Origin of the sequence: Aeromonas sp. S5(2024), from assembly GCF_041403025.1 — a bacterium.
GTDB lineage: Bacteria > Pseudomonadota > Gammaproteobacteria > Enterobacterales > Aeromonadaceae > Aeromonas > Aeromonas hydrophila.
The window spans coordinates 1-11,965 of record NZ_JBGLRI010000005.1; the positions used below are offsets into that span (position 1 = coordinate 1).

General features: G+C 61.8%; 16 protein-coding genes. 11 read left to right on the forward strand and 5 right to left on the reverse strand.

All coding sequences use genetic code 11. From position 1 onward, the window contains the following. Positions 1 to 442: 442 nt before the first annotated feature. The 3 genes from ACB032_RS11720 to ACB032_RS11730 form a co-directional block, all read right to left on the reverse strand. Positions 443 to 1,501, reverse strand: coding sequence for an NAD(P)H-dependent flavin oxidoreductase (locus ACB032_RS11720; RefSeq protein ID WP_371137990.1), 1,059 nt, complete (start codon positions 1,499 to 1,501; stop codon positions 443 to 445). Continuing rightward, positions 1,498 to 1,782 (reverse strand): helix-hairpin-helix domain-containing protein, encoded by a 285-nt coding sequence (locus tag ACB032_RS11725; protein ID WP_371137991.1) that lies wholly within the window; start codon positions 1,780 to 1,782, stop codon positions 1,498 to 1,500. Before ACB032_RS11725 ends, ACB032_RS11720 begins: the two co-directional genes overlap by 4 nt. 68 nt (positions 1,783 to 1,850) lie before the next feature. Further along, complete coding sequence (locus ACB032_RS11730; RefSeq protein WP_371137992.1) at positions 1,851 to 2,498, reverse strand: ribonuclease; 648 nt, start codon at positions 2,496 to 2,498, stop codon at positions 1,851 to 1,853. 230 nt (positions 2,499 to 2,728) lie between these two features. Between ACB032_RS11730 and ACB032_RS11735 the strand changes: the two genes are divergently transcribed. Beyond that, positions 2,729 to 3,289 carry a carbonic anhydrase gene (locus ACB032_RS11735; protein WP_005309014.1) on the forward strand — a complete coding sequence of 187 codons (561 nt, stop codon included), beginning with the start codon at positions 2,729 to 2,731 and terminating at the stop codon, positions 3,287 to 3,289. Positions 3,290 to 3,434: 145 nt separating this feature from the next. Continuing rightward, positions 3,435 to 3,728, forward strand: coding sequence for a hypothetical protein (locus ACB032_RS11740; RefSeq protein WP_371137993.1), 294 nt, complete (start codon positions 3,435 to 3,437; stop codon positions 3,726 to 3,728). 67 nt (positions 3,729 to 3,795) lie between these two features. On the opposite strand, the gene ACB032_RS11745 is transcribed toward ACB032_RS11740, so the two are convergent. Next, positions 3,796 to 4,704, reverse strand: a complete 909-nt coding sequence (locus ACB032_RS11745) for an S-adenosyl-l-methionine hydroxide adenosyltransferase family protein (RefSeq protein WP_219312763.1) — start codon at positions 4,702 to 4,704, stop codon at positions 3,796 to 3,798. A gap of 171 nt (positions 4,705 to 4,875) precedes the next feature. On the opposite strand from ACB032_RS11745, the gene ACB032_RS11750 reads away from it, so the two are divergent. Genes ACB032_RS11750 through ACB032_RS11760 form a run of 3 tightly spaced genes read left to right on the forward strand, consistent with a single transcriptional unit; the run spans position 4,876 to position 5,643 of the window. Further along, positions 4,876 to 5,331 carry a hypothetical protein gene (locus tag ACB032_RS11750; RefSeq protein WP_219312765.1) on the forward strand — a complete coding sequence of 152 codons (456 nt, stop codon included), beginning with the start codon at positions 4,876 to 4,878 and terminating at the stop codon, positions 5,329 to 5,331. Continuing rightward, the gene (locus tag ACB032_RS11755; protein ID WP_158656422.1) at positions 5,286 to 5,435 is read left to right on the forward strand and encodes a hypothetical protein; all 150 of its coding nucleotides are present in this window, start codon (positions 5,286 to 5,288) and stop codon (positions 5,433 to 5,435) included. Before ACB032_RS11750 ends, ACB032_RS11755 begins: the two co-directional genes overlap by 46 nt. A 58-nt stretch (positions 5,436 to 5,493) precedes the next feature. Further along, positions 5,494 to 5,643, forward strand: a complete 150-nt coding sequence (locus tag ACB032_RS11760; protein ID WP_371137994.1) for a hypothetical protein — start codon at positions 5,494 to 5,496, stop codon at positions 5,641 to 5,643. Between the two features lie 6 nt (positions 5,644 to 5,649). Here the strand turns inward: ACB032_RS11760 and ACB032_RS11765 are convergent, their stop codons facing one another. Continuing rightward, a complete protein-coding gene (locus ACB032_RS11765) occupies positions 5,650 to 6,882 on the reverse strand; it encodes an MFS transporter (RefSeq protein WP_371137995.1) in 1,233 nt (410 codons plus the stop codon). Positions 6,883 to 7,101: 219 nt separating this feature from the next. Here ACB032_RS11765 and ACB032_RS11770 point away from each other — a divergent pair, with 219 nt between their 5' ends. The 6 genes from ACB032_RS11770 (at position 7,102) to ACB032_RS11795 (ending at position 11,921) form a co-directional block, all read left to right on the forward strand. Then, positions 7,102 to 7,971 (forward strand): LysR family transcriptional regulator, encoded by an 870-nt coding sequence (locus ACB032_RS11770; RefSeq protein WP_371137996.1) that lies wholly within the window; start codon positions 7,102 to 7,104, stop codon positions 7,969 to 7,971. A gap of 142 nt (positions 7,972 to 8,113) precedes the next feature. Then, entirely contained in the window at positions 8,114 to 8,785 is a 672-nt protein-coding gene (locus tag ACB032_RS11775; RefSeq protein ID WP_171282147.1) for a CsgG/HfaB family protein, read from the forward strand. An 11-nt stretch (positions 8,786 to 8,796) separates the two neighbouring features. Next, the gene (locus tag ACB032_RS11780) at positions 8,797 to 9,156 is read left to right on the forward strand and encodes a DUF4810 domain-containing protein (RefSeq protein WP_017409082.1); all 360 of its coding nucleotides are present in this window, start codon (positions 8,797 to 8,799) and stop codon (positions 9,154 to 9,156) included. Continuing rightward, the gene (locus tag ACB032_RS11785) at positions 9,153 to 9,803 is read left to right on the forward strand and encodes a DUF799 domain-containing protein (protein ID WP_371137997.1); all 651 of its coding nucleotides are present in this window, start codon (positions 9,153 to 9,155) and stop codon (positions 9,801 to 9,803) included. Before ACB032_RS11780 ends, ACB032_RS11785 begins: the two co-directional genes overlap by 4 nt. A 222-nt stretch (positions 9,804 to 10,025) precedes the next feature. Beyond that, positions 10,026 to 11,276, forward strand: a complete 1,251-nt coding sequence (locus ACB032_RS11790) for a DEAD/DEAH box helicase (protein ID WP_371137998.1) — start codon at positions 10,026 to 10,028, stop codon at positions 11,274 to 11,276. A 27-nt stretch (positions 11,277 to 11,303) separates the two neighbouring features. Then, positions 11,304 to 11,921, forward strand: coding sequence for a uracil-DNA glycosylase (locus ACB032_RS11795; RefSeq protein ID WP_139706635.1), 618 nt, complete (start codon positions 11,304 to 11,306; stop codon positions 11,919 to 11,921). The last annotated feature ends 44 nt before the right edge of the window (positions 11,922 to 11,965 follow it).

The following is an 11,965-nucleotide window of genomic DNA, read 5'->3' on the forward strand; positions in this document are numbered from 1 at the left end:
TGCAACTAAAAGTTGCTTTGGTCACTTCATCAGACATTGATATCAAAAATTGTTTTTGATGCTCGATGCTGTGAGTGCCCACACAGATTGCTTGATTCAAATTGTTAAAGAACGACGCAGCTTTTGGCTGCTGCGGGAGTGGCATTCTACTCAACCGCCTTCTCGAGTCAAGCCTTATTTGCAAAGGCTTTTCGAGGTTACCGACCCGGTTGTTTGCGTTGCCGCTTGCCGTGTCGATGGGGCGCATTATAGAGAGATTGATCACGCTGGCAAGGGGGTGAATGCAATAAAATCGCAAAAAAGCGCACTTTTTTAGTTATTCATATCCAAGCACAGCTTTTATACAAACTTATCCACAGATTACGAGTAAAACAGGGAGATCCGAGTCTGCTTTTACCCTGTTTTCCATCCCCCCGCTTGAGCCAGCGCCCGCGTTGACTTCCTATATAGGCATAACTGCAACCAACCCGGCTTCTTTTACCCAGCGCGAGATCAGCTCGGCAGCCGGCCAGTTACGGCAACCAGAGACATTCTGGCCGGCCCAGAGCGGCGAACACCCAGTGTCTCCCCGCTGTTCGGCCGCACTGCGCAGCGGTGCCAGCGCGCCACTGGCATGAGGAAATGCAGGCACATCTTCGGACAACGGGCCCAGCTCTCGCATCAGGCGATTGACGATGCCGCGGGCCGGGCGACCACTGAACAGGTTGGTCAGCGCCGTGTGTTGCCCTGCCGGCGAGTGCAGTGCCGCCCGGTGCAGGGCCGAAGTAGTGGCCTCATGGCAACAGAGAAAGGCGGTGCCCATCTGTACGGCGCTGGCGCCCAACGCCAGTGCAGCGCGAATGCCGTGGCCATCGACAATGCCGCCGGCGGCGATGACCGGCAGCCTCACCGCCTCGACTATCTGTGGTAACAGGCTAAAGGTGCCCTGCTGCAGGCTGAGATCGTCCTCGAGGAAATGGCCGCGATGGCCGCCGGCCTCCAGCCCCTGGGCAATGACGGCATCGGCACCATGGTCGGCGAGCCAGCGGGCTTCAGCGACCGTGGTGGCGCTGGCAAATACCTTGGCCCCGCTGGCTTTCACCCTGGCCAGCAACTCGGGCTCGGGCAGTCCGAAATGAAAACTGACCACGGCCGGTTTGAACTCGGCCACCATGGTGGCATGCTTGGCATTGAACGGGGCCCGACTGGGAGCCGCCGTACCGGCAGTATCACGCACGCCGTATTCGTCATAGTAGGGCGCCAGCCGCTGCAACCAGCGGGCCTGGGCGGCGGGATCCGGCGCCTCCTGCCGATGGCAGAAGAAGTTGATGTTGAATGGCCCCCCGCTCGCCGCCAACCGGGTCAGCTCTTCACGCAAGGTGGCGAGGCTCAGCATGGCTGCAGGCAATGAGCCCAGCGCGCCGGCCTGAGTCACGGCCAGTGCCAGTGTGCTGTCCTGAACACCGGCCATGGGGGCCTGAATGATGGGGTAGCGCAACCCCAGTTCGGCAAACAGCGTCATGATGTCGCCTCTCGCTGCTCGGGAGTGACGCCGCCGACCTGGCTGCGCGCCAGGGCGATGGCCCCATCGATGGCCGCCCGGGCCTGCGGGCTGTTCTGCCAGCAGGTCGAGCCCAGCATGCTGGCCACCAGTTGCACGATATGGCCGGTGTCGGCCTCGGCCAATTGCACCAGATTGTAGTAGCCAAGCTGTTCAAGCCGCCCGATGACGGTGGGCCCCACCCCTTTCACGCCGAGCAGCAGCGCCCGCTCCTTCCCCGAAAATCCTTGCTTGCTCTTCATTGATCAGACTCCTTTCCCATACCCTCATTGCACATCAGGCCCGCGAGGGGCCTGATGAAGATACGTGGTCAACGTACGCTGCGCAGCAGGAAGTCCGGCTGACCGCAGGAGCGCAACTCGCGCTTTTGCATCTCGTCGGAACAGGTGACGGCTGCCGTCCCCTCCTTGTTGATGCAGATATAGACCTCCCGCAGGAAGCGGCCACCGTCGGCGCAGGCCACCGTGATGTTGTCCGGGGCCAGCCAGTCGTTGGCACTGGCCAGATCCGCCTTGAGCTGGAAACGGCTCTTGCGCAGCGGCTCGGCGGGGGACTGATAGGCGGCCGGGATCTTCACTTTCTGGCGCAGGTCGCTAGCCAGCTGATGAAAGCCGCGCTGGCTCAGGCCGGAACAGGTGCCGTGCTTTTCCCACTCATGGCGATAGAGAAAGCGGCTGGGATAGAGCCCGGCAAACTGCTGCTCCATCGCCGGATCCAGCCGCTCGCAGCTACAGCTGCTCGGATAGCCGCGCTGATACTGGGGCCAGAGCCCGTGCAGCACGAATCCCAGCTGGCGGGAACATTGGTCCCGGTCAGCCGGCTTGATGGCGCAATGCTCCGGTGACCAGGAGAGCGCCATGGCGTAATAGTCAAATTCACCGGCCTCCCCTTTGGCCTGCACGGCGGAGGAGAACCAGGGGGCCAGCAGCATGCCGAGCAGCACAACAATCTTCTTCATCTTGGGTATCCAGGGTTATGCACATAATGTCGAGCGGGCCGTTTCGCCCTCGAGAACGGCCATGCTCCCATATTTTGCCCAGAGGGAACACCCTGCCGGGGCGCCGGCCCATGTCGGGGTCAGACCAGTAAAGGGTTTCCCCTCCCGGCACCGAGGCGTAAGCTGACTCTCCGGCGGGCCCGCATGTCCGGCCTGCTTCCCGTCCGCTTTCCTCTTCAACAGGATGTAACATGATCCGCAAGAATCCCTCCGGCCATCTGCCGGTCATCGACGAGTCAGCCTATATCGACAAGACAGCCATCATCTGTGGCAAGGTGATCATCAAGGAGAACGTGTTTGTCGGCCCCTATGCGGTGATCCGCGCCGACGAGGTGGATGCCAGCGGCGACATGGAGCCCATCGTCATCGGCGCCAACTCCAACATTCAGGACGGGGTCGTCATCCACTCCAAGTCCGGCGCCGCCGTCACCATCGGCGAGTACACCTCCATCGCCCACCGCAGCATAGTCCACGGGCCGTGCGAAGTGGGCAACCGGGTGTTCATCGGCTTCAACAGCGTGCTGTTCAACTGCCACATCGGTGACGGCGCCGTGGTACGCCACAACTCGGTGGTGGACGGCTGCGATCTGCCGCCGGAGTTCTACGTTCCCTCCACCACCCGCATCAACCAGCAGAGCGATCTGGACCATATCCCGCGGGTCTCGGTGGATGCCGCCGAGTTCTCCGAGGACGTGGCCCACACCAACATCGATCTGGTCAAGGGGTACAAGGCGCTCTCCAACGAGTTCTGAGCCCTGCGGTTGCCAGGATCCACAACGGGCGCCAAGGCGCCCGTTGTCACGACTGTAAAGAGGGTGAAAAGAGAGCGTAAAAGCCGTTGAGCTAGCGGCCCACCTGGCGTTTGATGGGCCATCTTCCCTGGATGGAGTCATCCCCATGTCATGTTACCCCTTCGCACTCACCCTGCTGCTTGCCAGCCTGTCGGCCCAGGCTTGCGAGCTGCCCGCCCCACCAGCAGGTCGTCCCGATGCGCGCCCGCCGGCGTTGCCCGCCCCCCTCTATCACGCCAGCAAACTGGGCCAGGATCCCCAGGCCACCGCCCAGGCGCTGTTCAAGAACATTCCGCCGGCCGAAGCCGACAAACGCTATGAGGTGGTGGTAAGCGTGCGCGAGCTGCCGCCCCAGCCCATCCGGCTACAATCCGCCACCGCCCCGCTCAAGGGGCAGTAAAACCCACAGCTGAACCAGCAATGAAAAGGGCGCCGCAGCGCCCTTGTCGTTGATGAAAGCCCCCTGCTTAGGAGCACTTCTTCAGGCTGATATGCCAGTTGGCGCCGGATTGCACCTGATGTTGGGCGGCGAAGCTGTCCATGTTCAGCGCCACTGACACCTGCAGCAGGCTGTTGAGGTAGACCAGCGGCTGGCCTTCCGGCACATCGCCAAAGCTGCTGACATAGGGGGCCTTGCCCTCGTATTTCAGTGCATCCCCTTCGCTGATCTTGATGCAGGCGTTGTCACCCTTGTTGATCCCCGCCTTGGTCAGCAGGCTGTCGTCGATGTTGGTCCAGACGTTGCCGTACTGCACGTCCAGGATCGGAATGGTGCCCTTGAGGGTGCCATCCTGCTCGGCCACTGCCGGCTGATAGGGGATCTTCACCACCTCGGCCGCCAGCTTGGGCCCTACCTGCTCATAGCTGATGGCACCGGAGGCGAGCCGGGCACCGGTGTAGGCATAGACGTCGCGGCCGTGGAAGGTGTAGGACTTCTCGGAGCCCTTGAGGCGGTTGGTCTTCTCGTCAATCTGGCGCACGGTGTCAATGCCGAAGTGTTCGGCCACCAGAGTCAGGGTGCCGTTGTCCGGGCTGACGATGTAGTGGCCGCTCTTGGTCTTGAGCACCACCGACTTGCGATCGGTGCCGACCCCCGGATCCACCACGCTGACGAACACGGTGCCCTTGGGCCAGTACTGCAGGGTCTGATAGAGGCGGTAGGAGGCTTCCCAGATGTTGTAGGCCGGGATCTCGTGGGTCAGGTCATAGAGCGGCAGGGTGCGATCCACTCCGAAGGCGACCCCCTTCATGGCCGAGACGGCGCCATCCTTGAGACCGAAGTCGGTCTGGATCACCAGCGCCTCGTTGGCGGTGGCAAGGCTGCTGGCCAGCAACAGGGCGAGCGCAAGCGCACGGGGGGCGGTACGAATATCCATATCTAAGCTCCTGAAGGTAACGACAAGACAACCATCTAGACATCCAGAATGCCATTACTTCCATATATTGCAAGCCGTATTCCCCGGATGGGGGGCGCCGAAAGCCCTCGCCAGCAGGTCGCGGCGGGTGTATGGATAAGGCTGAGTCGCGACTGCCACTAAGGAGACCCCATGACCCACAACCAGACCGCCATCCTGCTCAGCCTGGGGGAGCACAGCAGCCAGCTGCAGCTGACCCGGGCCGACGGCACCCGCTTTACCCGCGACTTGGGCTTCGGCCTCGAAGCCATGACACCGGGCCCGTTTCGCCGGGATCCGCCGAGCGCGCTGGAGCTGGAGCAGGCCATCATGGTGGTGGAGGACGTGCTGATGCCGCTGGCCGCCGAGGTGCCACCCCATGAGGTGGTGACCCTGCAGGCGCCGCTGCCGCTGGCCGAGGTGCTCGGCAGTAGTGAACTGAGCCGGGAGAGCCTGGAGCAGCTGTTCGGCCAGTTTGCCGCCATGGTGGAGGGTGACCCGCTAGCCGCCGCCAACCTGCCCAAGACCCGGCGCTTTGCCGCCGCCCTCTTGATCCTGCGCGAATGGATGCACCATCTGTCGGCCGAGCGGGTGGTGCTGGCCGACTGAGCCACACCAGCCTGCCCAAGACCCGGCGCTTTGCCGCCGCCCTGCTGATCCTGCGCGAATGGATGCACCATCTGTCAGCCGAGCGGGTGGTGCTGGCCGACTGAGTCACACTAGCCTGCCCAAGACCCGGCGCTTTGCCGCCGCCCTCTTGATCCTGCGCGAATGGATGCACCATCTGTCGGCCGAGCGGGTAGTGCTGGCCGACTGAGTCACGCTAGCCTGCCCAAGACCCGGCGCTTTGCCGCCGCCCTCTTGATCCTGCGCGAATGGATGCACCATCTGTCGGCCGAGCGAGTAGTGCTAGCCGACTGAATCACGCTAGCCGGCAGCCGGCTCGAAGCGAGTGCGCCAGGCTGCCCAGGCCAGCCCCAGGCTGATCAGCACGCTGCCGACGGTGAGCAGATCCACCGCCGCCTGCACGCCGGCCCCGTCGCTGACCCAGCCCAGCAGCACCGGCACCCAGTTCGCCACATAGGCGATCACGTAGAAGAGCGACACCAGCCGGGCGTGGCTGGCAGCCGGCGCGATGCGGTTGACCAGGGTCGCGCTGCCGACGAACACCGCGCCCTGGGCGTAACCGGCCACCAGCAAGCCGAGCACCGCCAGCCACCACGACTGGGCATGCACGGCACCGGCAAACAGCAACATGCAGAGCGCCAGCGCCAGGGCACCGCTTTGCAGGGTGTGACGGGCATCGAGCCGACGGGCCCAGAGCTGGCAGAGGCCGGAGAGCACCATGTAGGCCGCGATGAGATAGCCGAACAGGCCGAGATCCCGCAGCCCCAGCAACTGGCTCGCCACCTTGGGGCCGATGGCCAGCAGGCTGGCCGCCACCGCCCAGGCGGTAAACAGCGCCAGTGCACAAATAAAGAAGGCCGCCCCGGTGGTTTTGAGCCCCTCCCCCAGCGATCCCCTGCCCTGCTGCGTTGCCGCAGCCGGCGCCCCTTGCGCGCGGGCGGGCCAGCTCAACGCCACCCCCGCCATGGCGCAGGCCGCCAACCCCATGATGAGCAGGAAGGGCAGTTGGGTCGGATAACACTCCAGCTGCAGCGCCAACCCGCTGAACACCGGGCCGAGCGCCAGCCCGGCGGTGAAGGAGAGGGTCGCGCTGAGGGCGGCCCGCTTGCCGCCATCGCGCGGGCCAAAGCGCAGCAGAGCCACGTTGGCGGCGCCGGTCAGGGCGCCGGTGCCGATCCCGGCCAGCACCCGCGCCAGCAACAGCGACCAGAAGGAGTCCGCCAGAGAGAACAGCAGGGCGCCCCCCAGTACCGCCAGCAGGGCTGGCAAGATCATGGCGCGCAGATCGCTCACCCTGCCCGCCAGATTGCCCACCCCGAACAGAGAGATCAGCACCCCGCCCGCATAGCCGCCGTAGATGAGGGTGAGGCTGACATCGCTCAGGGCCAGCGCCTGCTGATAATGGGGATAGAGGGGGGTGGGCACACTGCTGTTGAGCAGCGCCGACATCAGCGCCAGCGGCAGAAACAGCAGGATGGCGCGATGGGAGGTGGCCGCCGCAGAGGGGGCGGCGGCGCAAAGAGATGATGACATGCAAGGCTCCGATGAGGGCGGGCAAGGCCGCTGACGAGAGGCGTCATGATAGCGCCCGCCGCGACCCCTCGACAGCGACACAAATGCATCAGCCTGCTTCAATAATGCATGTCAGTGGCATCTATCTGCATGTCGGCAAGGGTACTCTCGCCTTGTGATCCCGGCGGCACTGGCTTCTAATGGGCACGCCCCGCCGGGGCACTTTGAGTGGGAGGCTCGATGATCAACTGGGACGACGCGCGGTTTTTTCTGGCATTGGCACGGCAGGGCACCCTGCGCGGTGCCGCCGGCGTACTGGGGGTCGATCAGGCCACCGTGGGGCGCCGCATCACGGCGCTGGAGCAGAACCTCGGCTCCAAGCTCTTTATCCGCACCCCCAAGCTCTATGATCTCAGCCCCCTCGGCGAGTCCATGCTGGCGGATGCCAGCGCCATGGAGCAAGCCATCAAGGCCATCGAACGCAAGGCGAGCGCCGGCGATCAGAGCCTGTGCGGCGAGGTGCGCATCGCCACCACCGATACCCTGGCCCAGGCCTTCGTGCTGCCCGCCCTCACCCTGCTGCGCGAGCGCCACCCCGGCATCCGGCTCAGCCTGCAGACCGCGGTCAGCGTCAGCGACATCGCCTACCGGGAGGCCGATCTCGCCATCCGCGGGCTGCGCCCGGACAACGACGAGCTGGTGATCAAGCGCCTCACCACCATAGAGATGGGGCTCTACGCCTCCCGCGACTATCTGGCCCGCCACGGCACGCCCAAGAGCGGCCATGGCCTCAGCCAGCACGCCCTGCTGCTGTTTGCCAGGGAGCTGGTCTCCCGCCACTGGCACAGCCTGTGCGGGGAGCCGCTGCACGAGCCCAACGTGGTGCTGCAGTGCAACGCCCAGCTGCTGTTGCTGGCGGCGGCTCGCCAGGGGCTCGGCATCGCCCTGCTCTCCACCTTTCTGGCAGACAAGGAGCCGGAGCTGGTGCGCGTGCTGCCCACCCTGTGCGATCCGGTCGACATCTGGCTGGTGCTCCACCCCGACTTGCAAAAAGCCAGCCGGGTGCGCGCCGTGGTGGACGCGCTGGAGGAGGTGTTTCACTGCCGCTGACGGGTCACACCATATCTTTGCCAATACAAACTAACTGAATGCTCAGTTATTGAACTGGCCAGCCCCCCATTCGGGGCACTTTCTTCGCAGCGAACCATGCTAGAGTCCCACGCTGTTTTTTCCTTATTAAACGGGACCTTATATGAAGAAGTTCGTTGTTTCATATGGTTTCATCCTGATGGCGAGTTTGTTGGCTGGCTGTGCCAGCGAATCTTCCCGTTCCCTGGATGTCCCCAAAGTTGCCTCCTACCAAACTCACTATCAGGGCACTCGCAGCCCGATCTCCGTCGGTAAATTTGATAACCGTTCCAGCTACATGCGCGGCATTTTCTCCGATGGCGTGGATCGACTGGGCAGCCAGGCAAAAACCGTCTTGATCACCCATCTGCAGCAAACCGGCCGTTTCAGCGTGCTCGATCGTGACAACATGGATGAGATCAAGGCTGAAGCGGGGATCAAGAAACAGGCTCAAGCCCTCAAAGGGGCTGACTATGTGGTCACCGGTGACGTCACTGAATTTGGTCGCAAGGAAGTCGGGGATCATCAGTTGTTCGGCATACTGGGTCGCGGCAAATCCCAGATTGCCTATGCCAAGGTCAATCTCAACATTGTCAATGTCACCACCTCCGAAGTCGTCTTCTCTGCCCAGGGGGCTGGTGAATACGAACTGTCCAATCGAGAGATCATCGGTTTCGGTGGTACCGCAAGCTATGACTCAACTCTGAATGGCAAAGTGCTGGACTTGGCCATCCGCGAAGCAGTCAACAATCTGGTGAACGGTATTGAGACCGGCGCCTGGCATCCGGCGCAGTAGGAATAATAAAAATGAAACAGTTCAAGCTATTCACCTTGCTGGCAGCGGCCATGCTGTTGACTGCGTGTGCTCAGGCACCACGTTCTCTCTACAACTGGGATCAGTACCAACAGGTTGTCTATCAAAACATGGAAGGCAACGAAACCAGCGTAGAGGAGCAAATCTCTGCCCTTGAAAAGAACCAGCAAGAGGCAAGTGCCAAAGGCCAGGCCGTTCCCCCCGGTTTCCATGCCCATTTAGGAATGCTGTATGCACAACTGGGCAAAGATACAGAAACACGGCAGCATTTTGAGACAGAAAAACGTCTGTTCCCGGAATCGGCTCCCTTCATGAACTTCCTGATGTCCAACAAAAAAGGGGCTACCCAATGAAGATGCCCGCCCTCTTCTCACTGATGTTCGCCACTCTTCTGCTGGCTGGTTGTGCACAGCGCCCCTCTTACGATTACACGGCGTTCAAAGAGAGCAAACCGACCTCCATTCTGGTATTGCCCCCGTTGAACCACTCACCCGATGTCAAAGCCGGGGCAAGCCTGCAATCTCAAATCACGCTCCCGCTGGCTGAGTCTGGTTACTATGTGCTGCCTGTCGCCGTCACCAATGAGACTTTCCGTCAAAACGGCGTGACGGAAGCGGCTGACATTCATGCGTTGCCAATCAAGAAGCTGTACGAGATTTATGGTGCAGATACAGCCCTGTATCTGGACATCCAGAACTACGGCACCAGCTATCTGGTTGTGTCCAGTGAAACCGTAGTCACAGCCAGTGCGCGTCTGGTCGATCTTCGAACCGGCAAACTGTTGTGGGAAGGTAAAGCCAGTGCCAGCAGCGCAGAACAGCAGAGCAATTCTGGTGGTGGCTTGATCGGTATGCTGGTCGTTGCTGTCGTCAACCAAATTGCCAACACCATTACCGACAAGGGACATGAGATTGCCGGGATCACCAGCTTCCGGCTGCTGAGCGCCGATATGCCCAATGGCATCCTCTACGGCCCTCATTCTCCCAAGTATCAAAAATAACCTTGCTTGGTATTCAGAGATCTCAGAGATCAAAGAGGGCTTAGGCCCTCTTTTTTGTTGCCACCATCATTGATGGCTGTCACTGCTTGCTGATGAACTCTACCCTTCATAGCCCCACTCCCCCAACCCAGCTTCTGCCGACCTTCCTCTATCTGTTACCATGCCGGCCATCAAGACTGTTTCCAGCGCGGCGTGGCCGCGCCCATCCCGACGGGTACCCTTATGTCCATTGCCTCCTTCGCCGACCTGGCGCTCTCCCCCCGCTTGCAGCAGACCCTGGCCGAGCTTGGCTACGCCGCACCGACCCCGGTGCAGGCCAGCGCCGTCCCGGTCATTCTGGCGAGGCGCGATCTGATGGCGGGTGCCCAGACCGGCACCGGCAAGACCGCCGCCTTCGTGCTGCCGCTGCTGGAGCAGTTGCTGCAAAACCCGACGAACGATGTCCCTCGCCCCATCCGCGCCCTGGTGCTGGTGCCGACCCGCGAGCTGGCGGTGCAGGTACATGAGAGTGTCACGCGCTACGCCAAGGGCACCGACCTCACCAGCACGCTGGTCTACGGCGGGGTGAGCATCGCGGCACAGGTGGAGGCGCTGAAAGCCGGGGTGGATATCCTGATCGCCACCCCGGGCCGGCTGCTCGACCATCTGCGGCAGGGGGCGCTGAGTCTGGCGGCGCTGCGCCATCTGGTGTTTGACGAGGCGGATCGCATGCTCGACATGGGCTTTATGGACGAGATCAAGGCACTGCTGAAACAGATCCCGACCGATCGCCAGACCCTGCTGTTTTCGGCCACCTGCGATGACAACCTGTTTGCCTTGAGCAAGGTGTTGTTGCGTGACCCGGCACTTATCGAAGTGGCCCCGCGCAACACCACGGCGGCCGAGGTGGAGCAGCGGGTCTATACGGTGGATGGCGATCGCAAACTGGCGCTGGTCGAACACATGCTCAAGGTGAAGGGCTGGGCGCCGGCCCTGATCTTCAGCCGCACCCGCCAGGGGGCCGACAAGCTGGCCCAGCAGCTCGGCAAGGCCGGCATCAACGCGCTGGCCTTCCACGGTGACCTGTCACAAGGGGCGCGGGAGAAGGTGTTGCTGGAGTTTCGCGCCGGCACCCTGCAGGCGCTGGTTGCCACCGACGTGGCGGCCCGAGGCCTCGATATCACGGATCTCAACTACGTGATCAATATGGAATTCCCGTTTGTGGCGGAGGATTACGTGCACCGTATCGGCCGCACCGGTCGCGCGGGCAACAAGGGGCTCGCCATCACCTTGTTCAGCCCGGAAGATGCGCCGCTGCTGGAGAAGGTGGAGGCGGTGCTCGACACCCGCTTGCCCCAGCAGTGGTTCCCGGGCTTTGAGCCGGATCTGACCCGCTTCGAGCCCGAGCCACGCCGCAGCAGCAAGGCAGCCCAGAAGCAGCGCGCCAGAAAGCAGGCTCTGGCTGGAAAGGCCAGTCGTAGTGGGAAACGCTGACATCATCGAATAATCCAGGGGGATGGGATGGACATAGCCAAGATGTTGGCAGATGACGCGGCGATAAAGGCGCGGATGGCACAATTGGAGGAGCCGCACATACGTGCTCTCACCCAATTTGTCAGGGATCTGCGAGAAAAGATGGGCGCCGAGGCAGCCATTCCCTACTTTGACCCCTGGGATGCCGGAGTGCAGGCGGAGGTACTTTTTTTACTGGAAGCACCTGGCCCCAAGGCAAAGAATTCCGGCTTTATATCCATGAACAATTCGGATGAAACAGCCAAGAATATCTTTGAAATGACACATGCCATCGATCTAGACCGTCGACGCATTCTGCTCTGGAATACCGTCCCTTGGTATATAGGCTCGGGCCAGCGTATCCGGGCAGCCAACACAAAGGACATACGCCAAGGCATAGATTCACTGGCCCAACTGCTTACACTACTGCCTTGCCTTCAAGCCGTAGTGCTGGTCGGCAAAAAAGCGCAGAAAGTGGAAAAACATATCAGAGCCGTTGCGCCGCAACTCAACATATTTACCAGCCCCCACCCAAGCCCCATGTTTGTGAACAGAAAGCCGGAAAATCGCAGCTTGCTACTCAATGACTGGCAACATGTCCAAAAATCATTAGCCCAGCGCTGTTAATCCCCAAATAAAAAACGCCCGACCGGGCGTTTTTTATTTGCCGG

What these genes read in the sequence shown, in the direction of transcription:
- ACB032_RS11720 (WP_371137990.1), bottom strand. Translation starts at nt 1,501, where the DNA reads ATGACGCTGTTTGCCGAACTGGGGTTGCGCTACCCCATCATTCAGGCC.
- ACB032_RS11725 (WP_371137991.1), bottom strand. Translation starts at nt 1,782, where the DNA reads ATGAAGAGCAAGCAAGGATTTTCGGGGAAGGAGCGGGCGCTGCTGCTC.
- ACB032_RS11730 (WP_371137992.1), bottom strand. Translation starts at nt 2,498, where the DNA reads ATGAAGAAGATTGTTGTGCTGCTCGGCATGCTGCTGGCCCCCTGGTTC.
- ACB032_RS11735 (WP_005309014.1), top strand. Translation starts at nt 2,729, where the DNA reads ATGATCCGCAAGAATCCCTCCGGCCATCTGCCGGTCATCGACGAGTCA.
- ACB032_RS11740 (WP_371137993.1), top strand. Translation starts at nt 3,435, where the DNA reads ATGTCATGTTACCCCTTCGCACTCACCCTGCTGCTTGCCAGCCTGTCG.
- ACB032_RS11745 (WP_219312763.1), bottom strand. Translation starts at nt 4,704, where the DNA reads ATGGATATTCGTACCGCCCCCCGTGCGCTTGCGCTCGCCCTGTTGCTG.
- ACB032_RS11750 (WP_219312765.1), top strand. Translation starts at nt 4,876, where the DNA reads ATGACCCACAACCAGACCGCCATCCTGCTCAGCCTGGGGGAGCACAGC.
- ACB032_RS11755 (WP_158656422.1), top strand. Translation starts at nt 5,286, where the DNA reads ATGGATGCACCATCTGTCGGCCGAGCGGGTGGTGCTGGCCGACTGAGC.
- ACB032_RS11760 (WP_371137994.1), top strand. Translation starts at nt 5,494, where the DNA reads ATGGATGCACCATCTGTCGGCCGAGCGGGTAGTGCTGGCCGACTGAGT.
- ACB032_RS11765 (WP_371137995.1), bottom strand. Translation starts at nt 6,882, where the DNA reads ATGTCATCATCTCTTTGCGCCGCCGCCCCCTCTGCGGCGGCCACCTCC.
- ACB032_RS11770 (WP_371137996.1), top strand. Translation starts at nt 7,102, where the DNA reads ATGATCAACTGGGACGACGCGCGGTTTTTTCTGGCATTGGCACGGCAG.
- ACB032_RS11775 (WP_171282147.1), top strand. Translation starts at nt 8,114, where the DNA reads ATGAAGAAGTTCGTTGTTTCATATGGTTTCATCCTGATGGCGAGTTTG.
- ACB032_RS11780 (WP_017409082.1), top strand. Translation starts at nt 8,797, where the DNA reads ATGAAACAGTTCAAGCTATTCACCTTGCTGGCAGCGGCCATGCTGTTG.
- ACB032_RS11785 (WP_371137997.1), top strand. Translation starts at nt 9,153, where the DNA reads ATGAAGATGCCCGCCCTCTTCTCACTGATGTTCGCCACTCTTCTGCTG.
- ACB032_RS11790 (WP_371137998.1), top strand. Translation starts at nt 10,026, where the DNA reads ATGTCCATTGCCTCCTTCGCCGACCTGGCGCTCTCCCCCCGCTTGCAG.
- ACB032_RS11795 (WP_139706635.1), top strand. Translation starts at nt 11,304, where the DNA reads ATGGACATAGCCAAGATGTTGGCAGATGACGCGGCGATAAAGGCGCGG.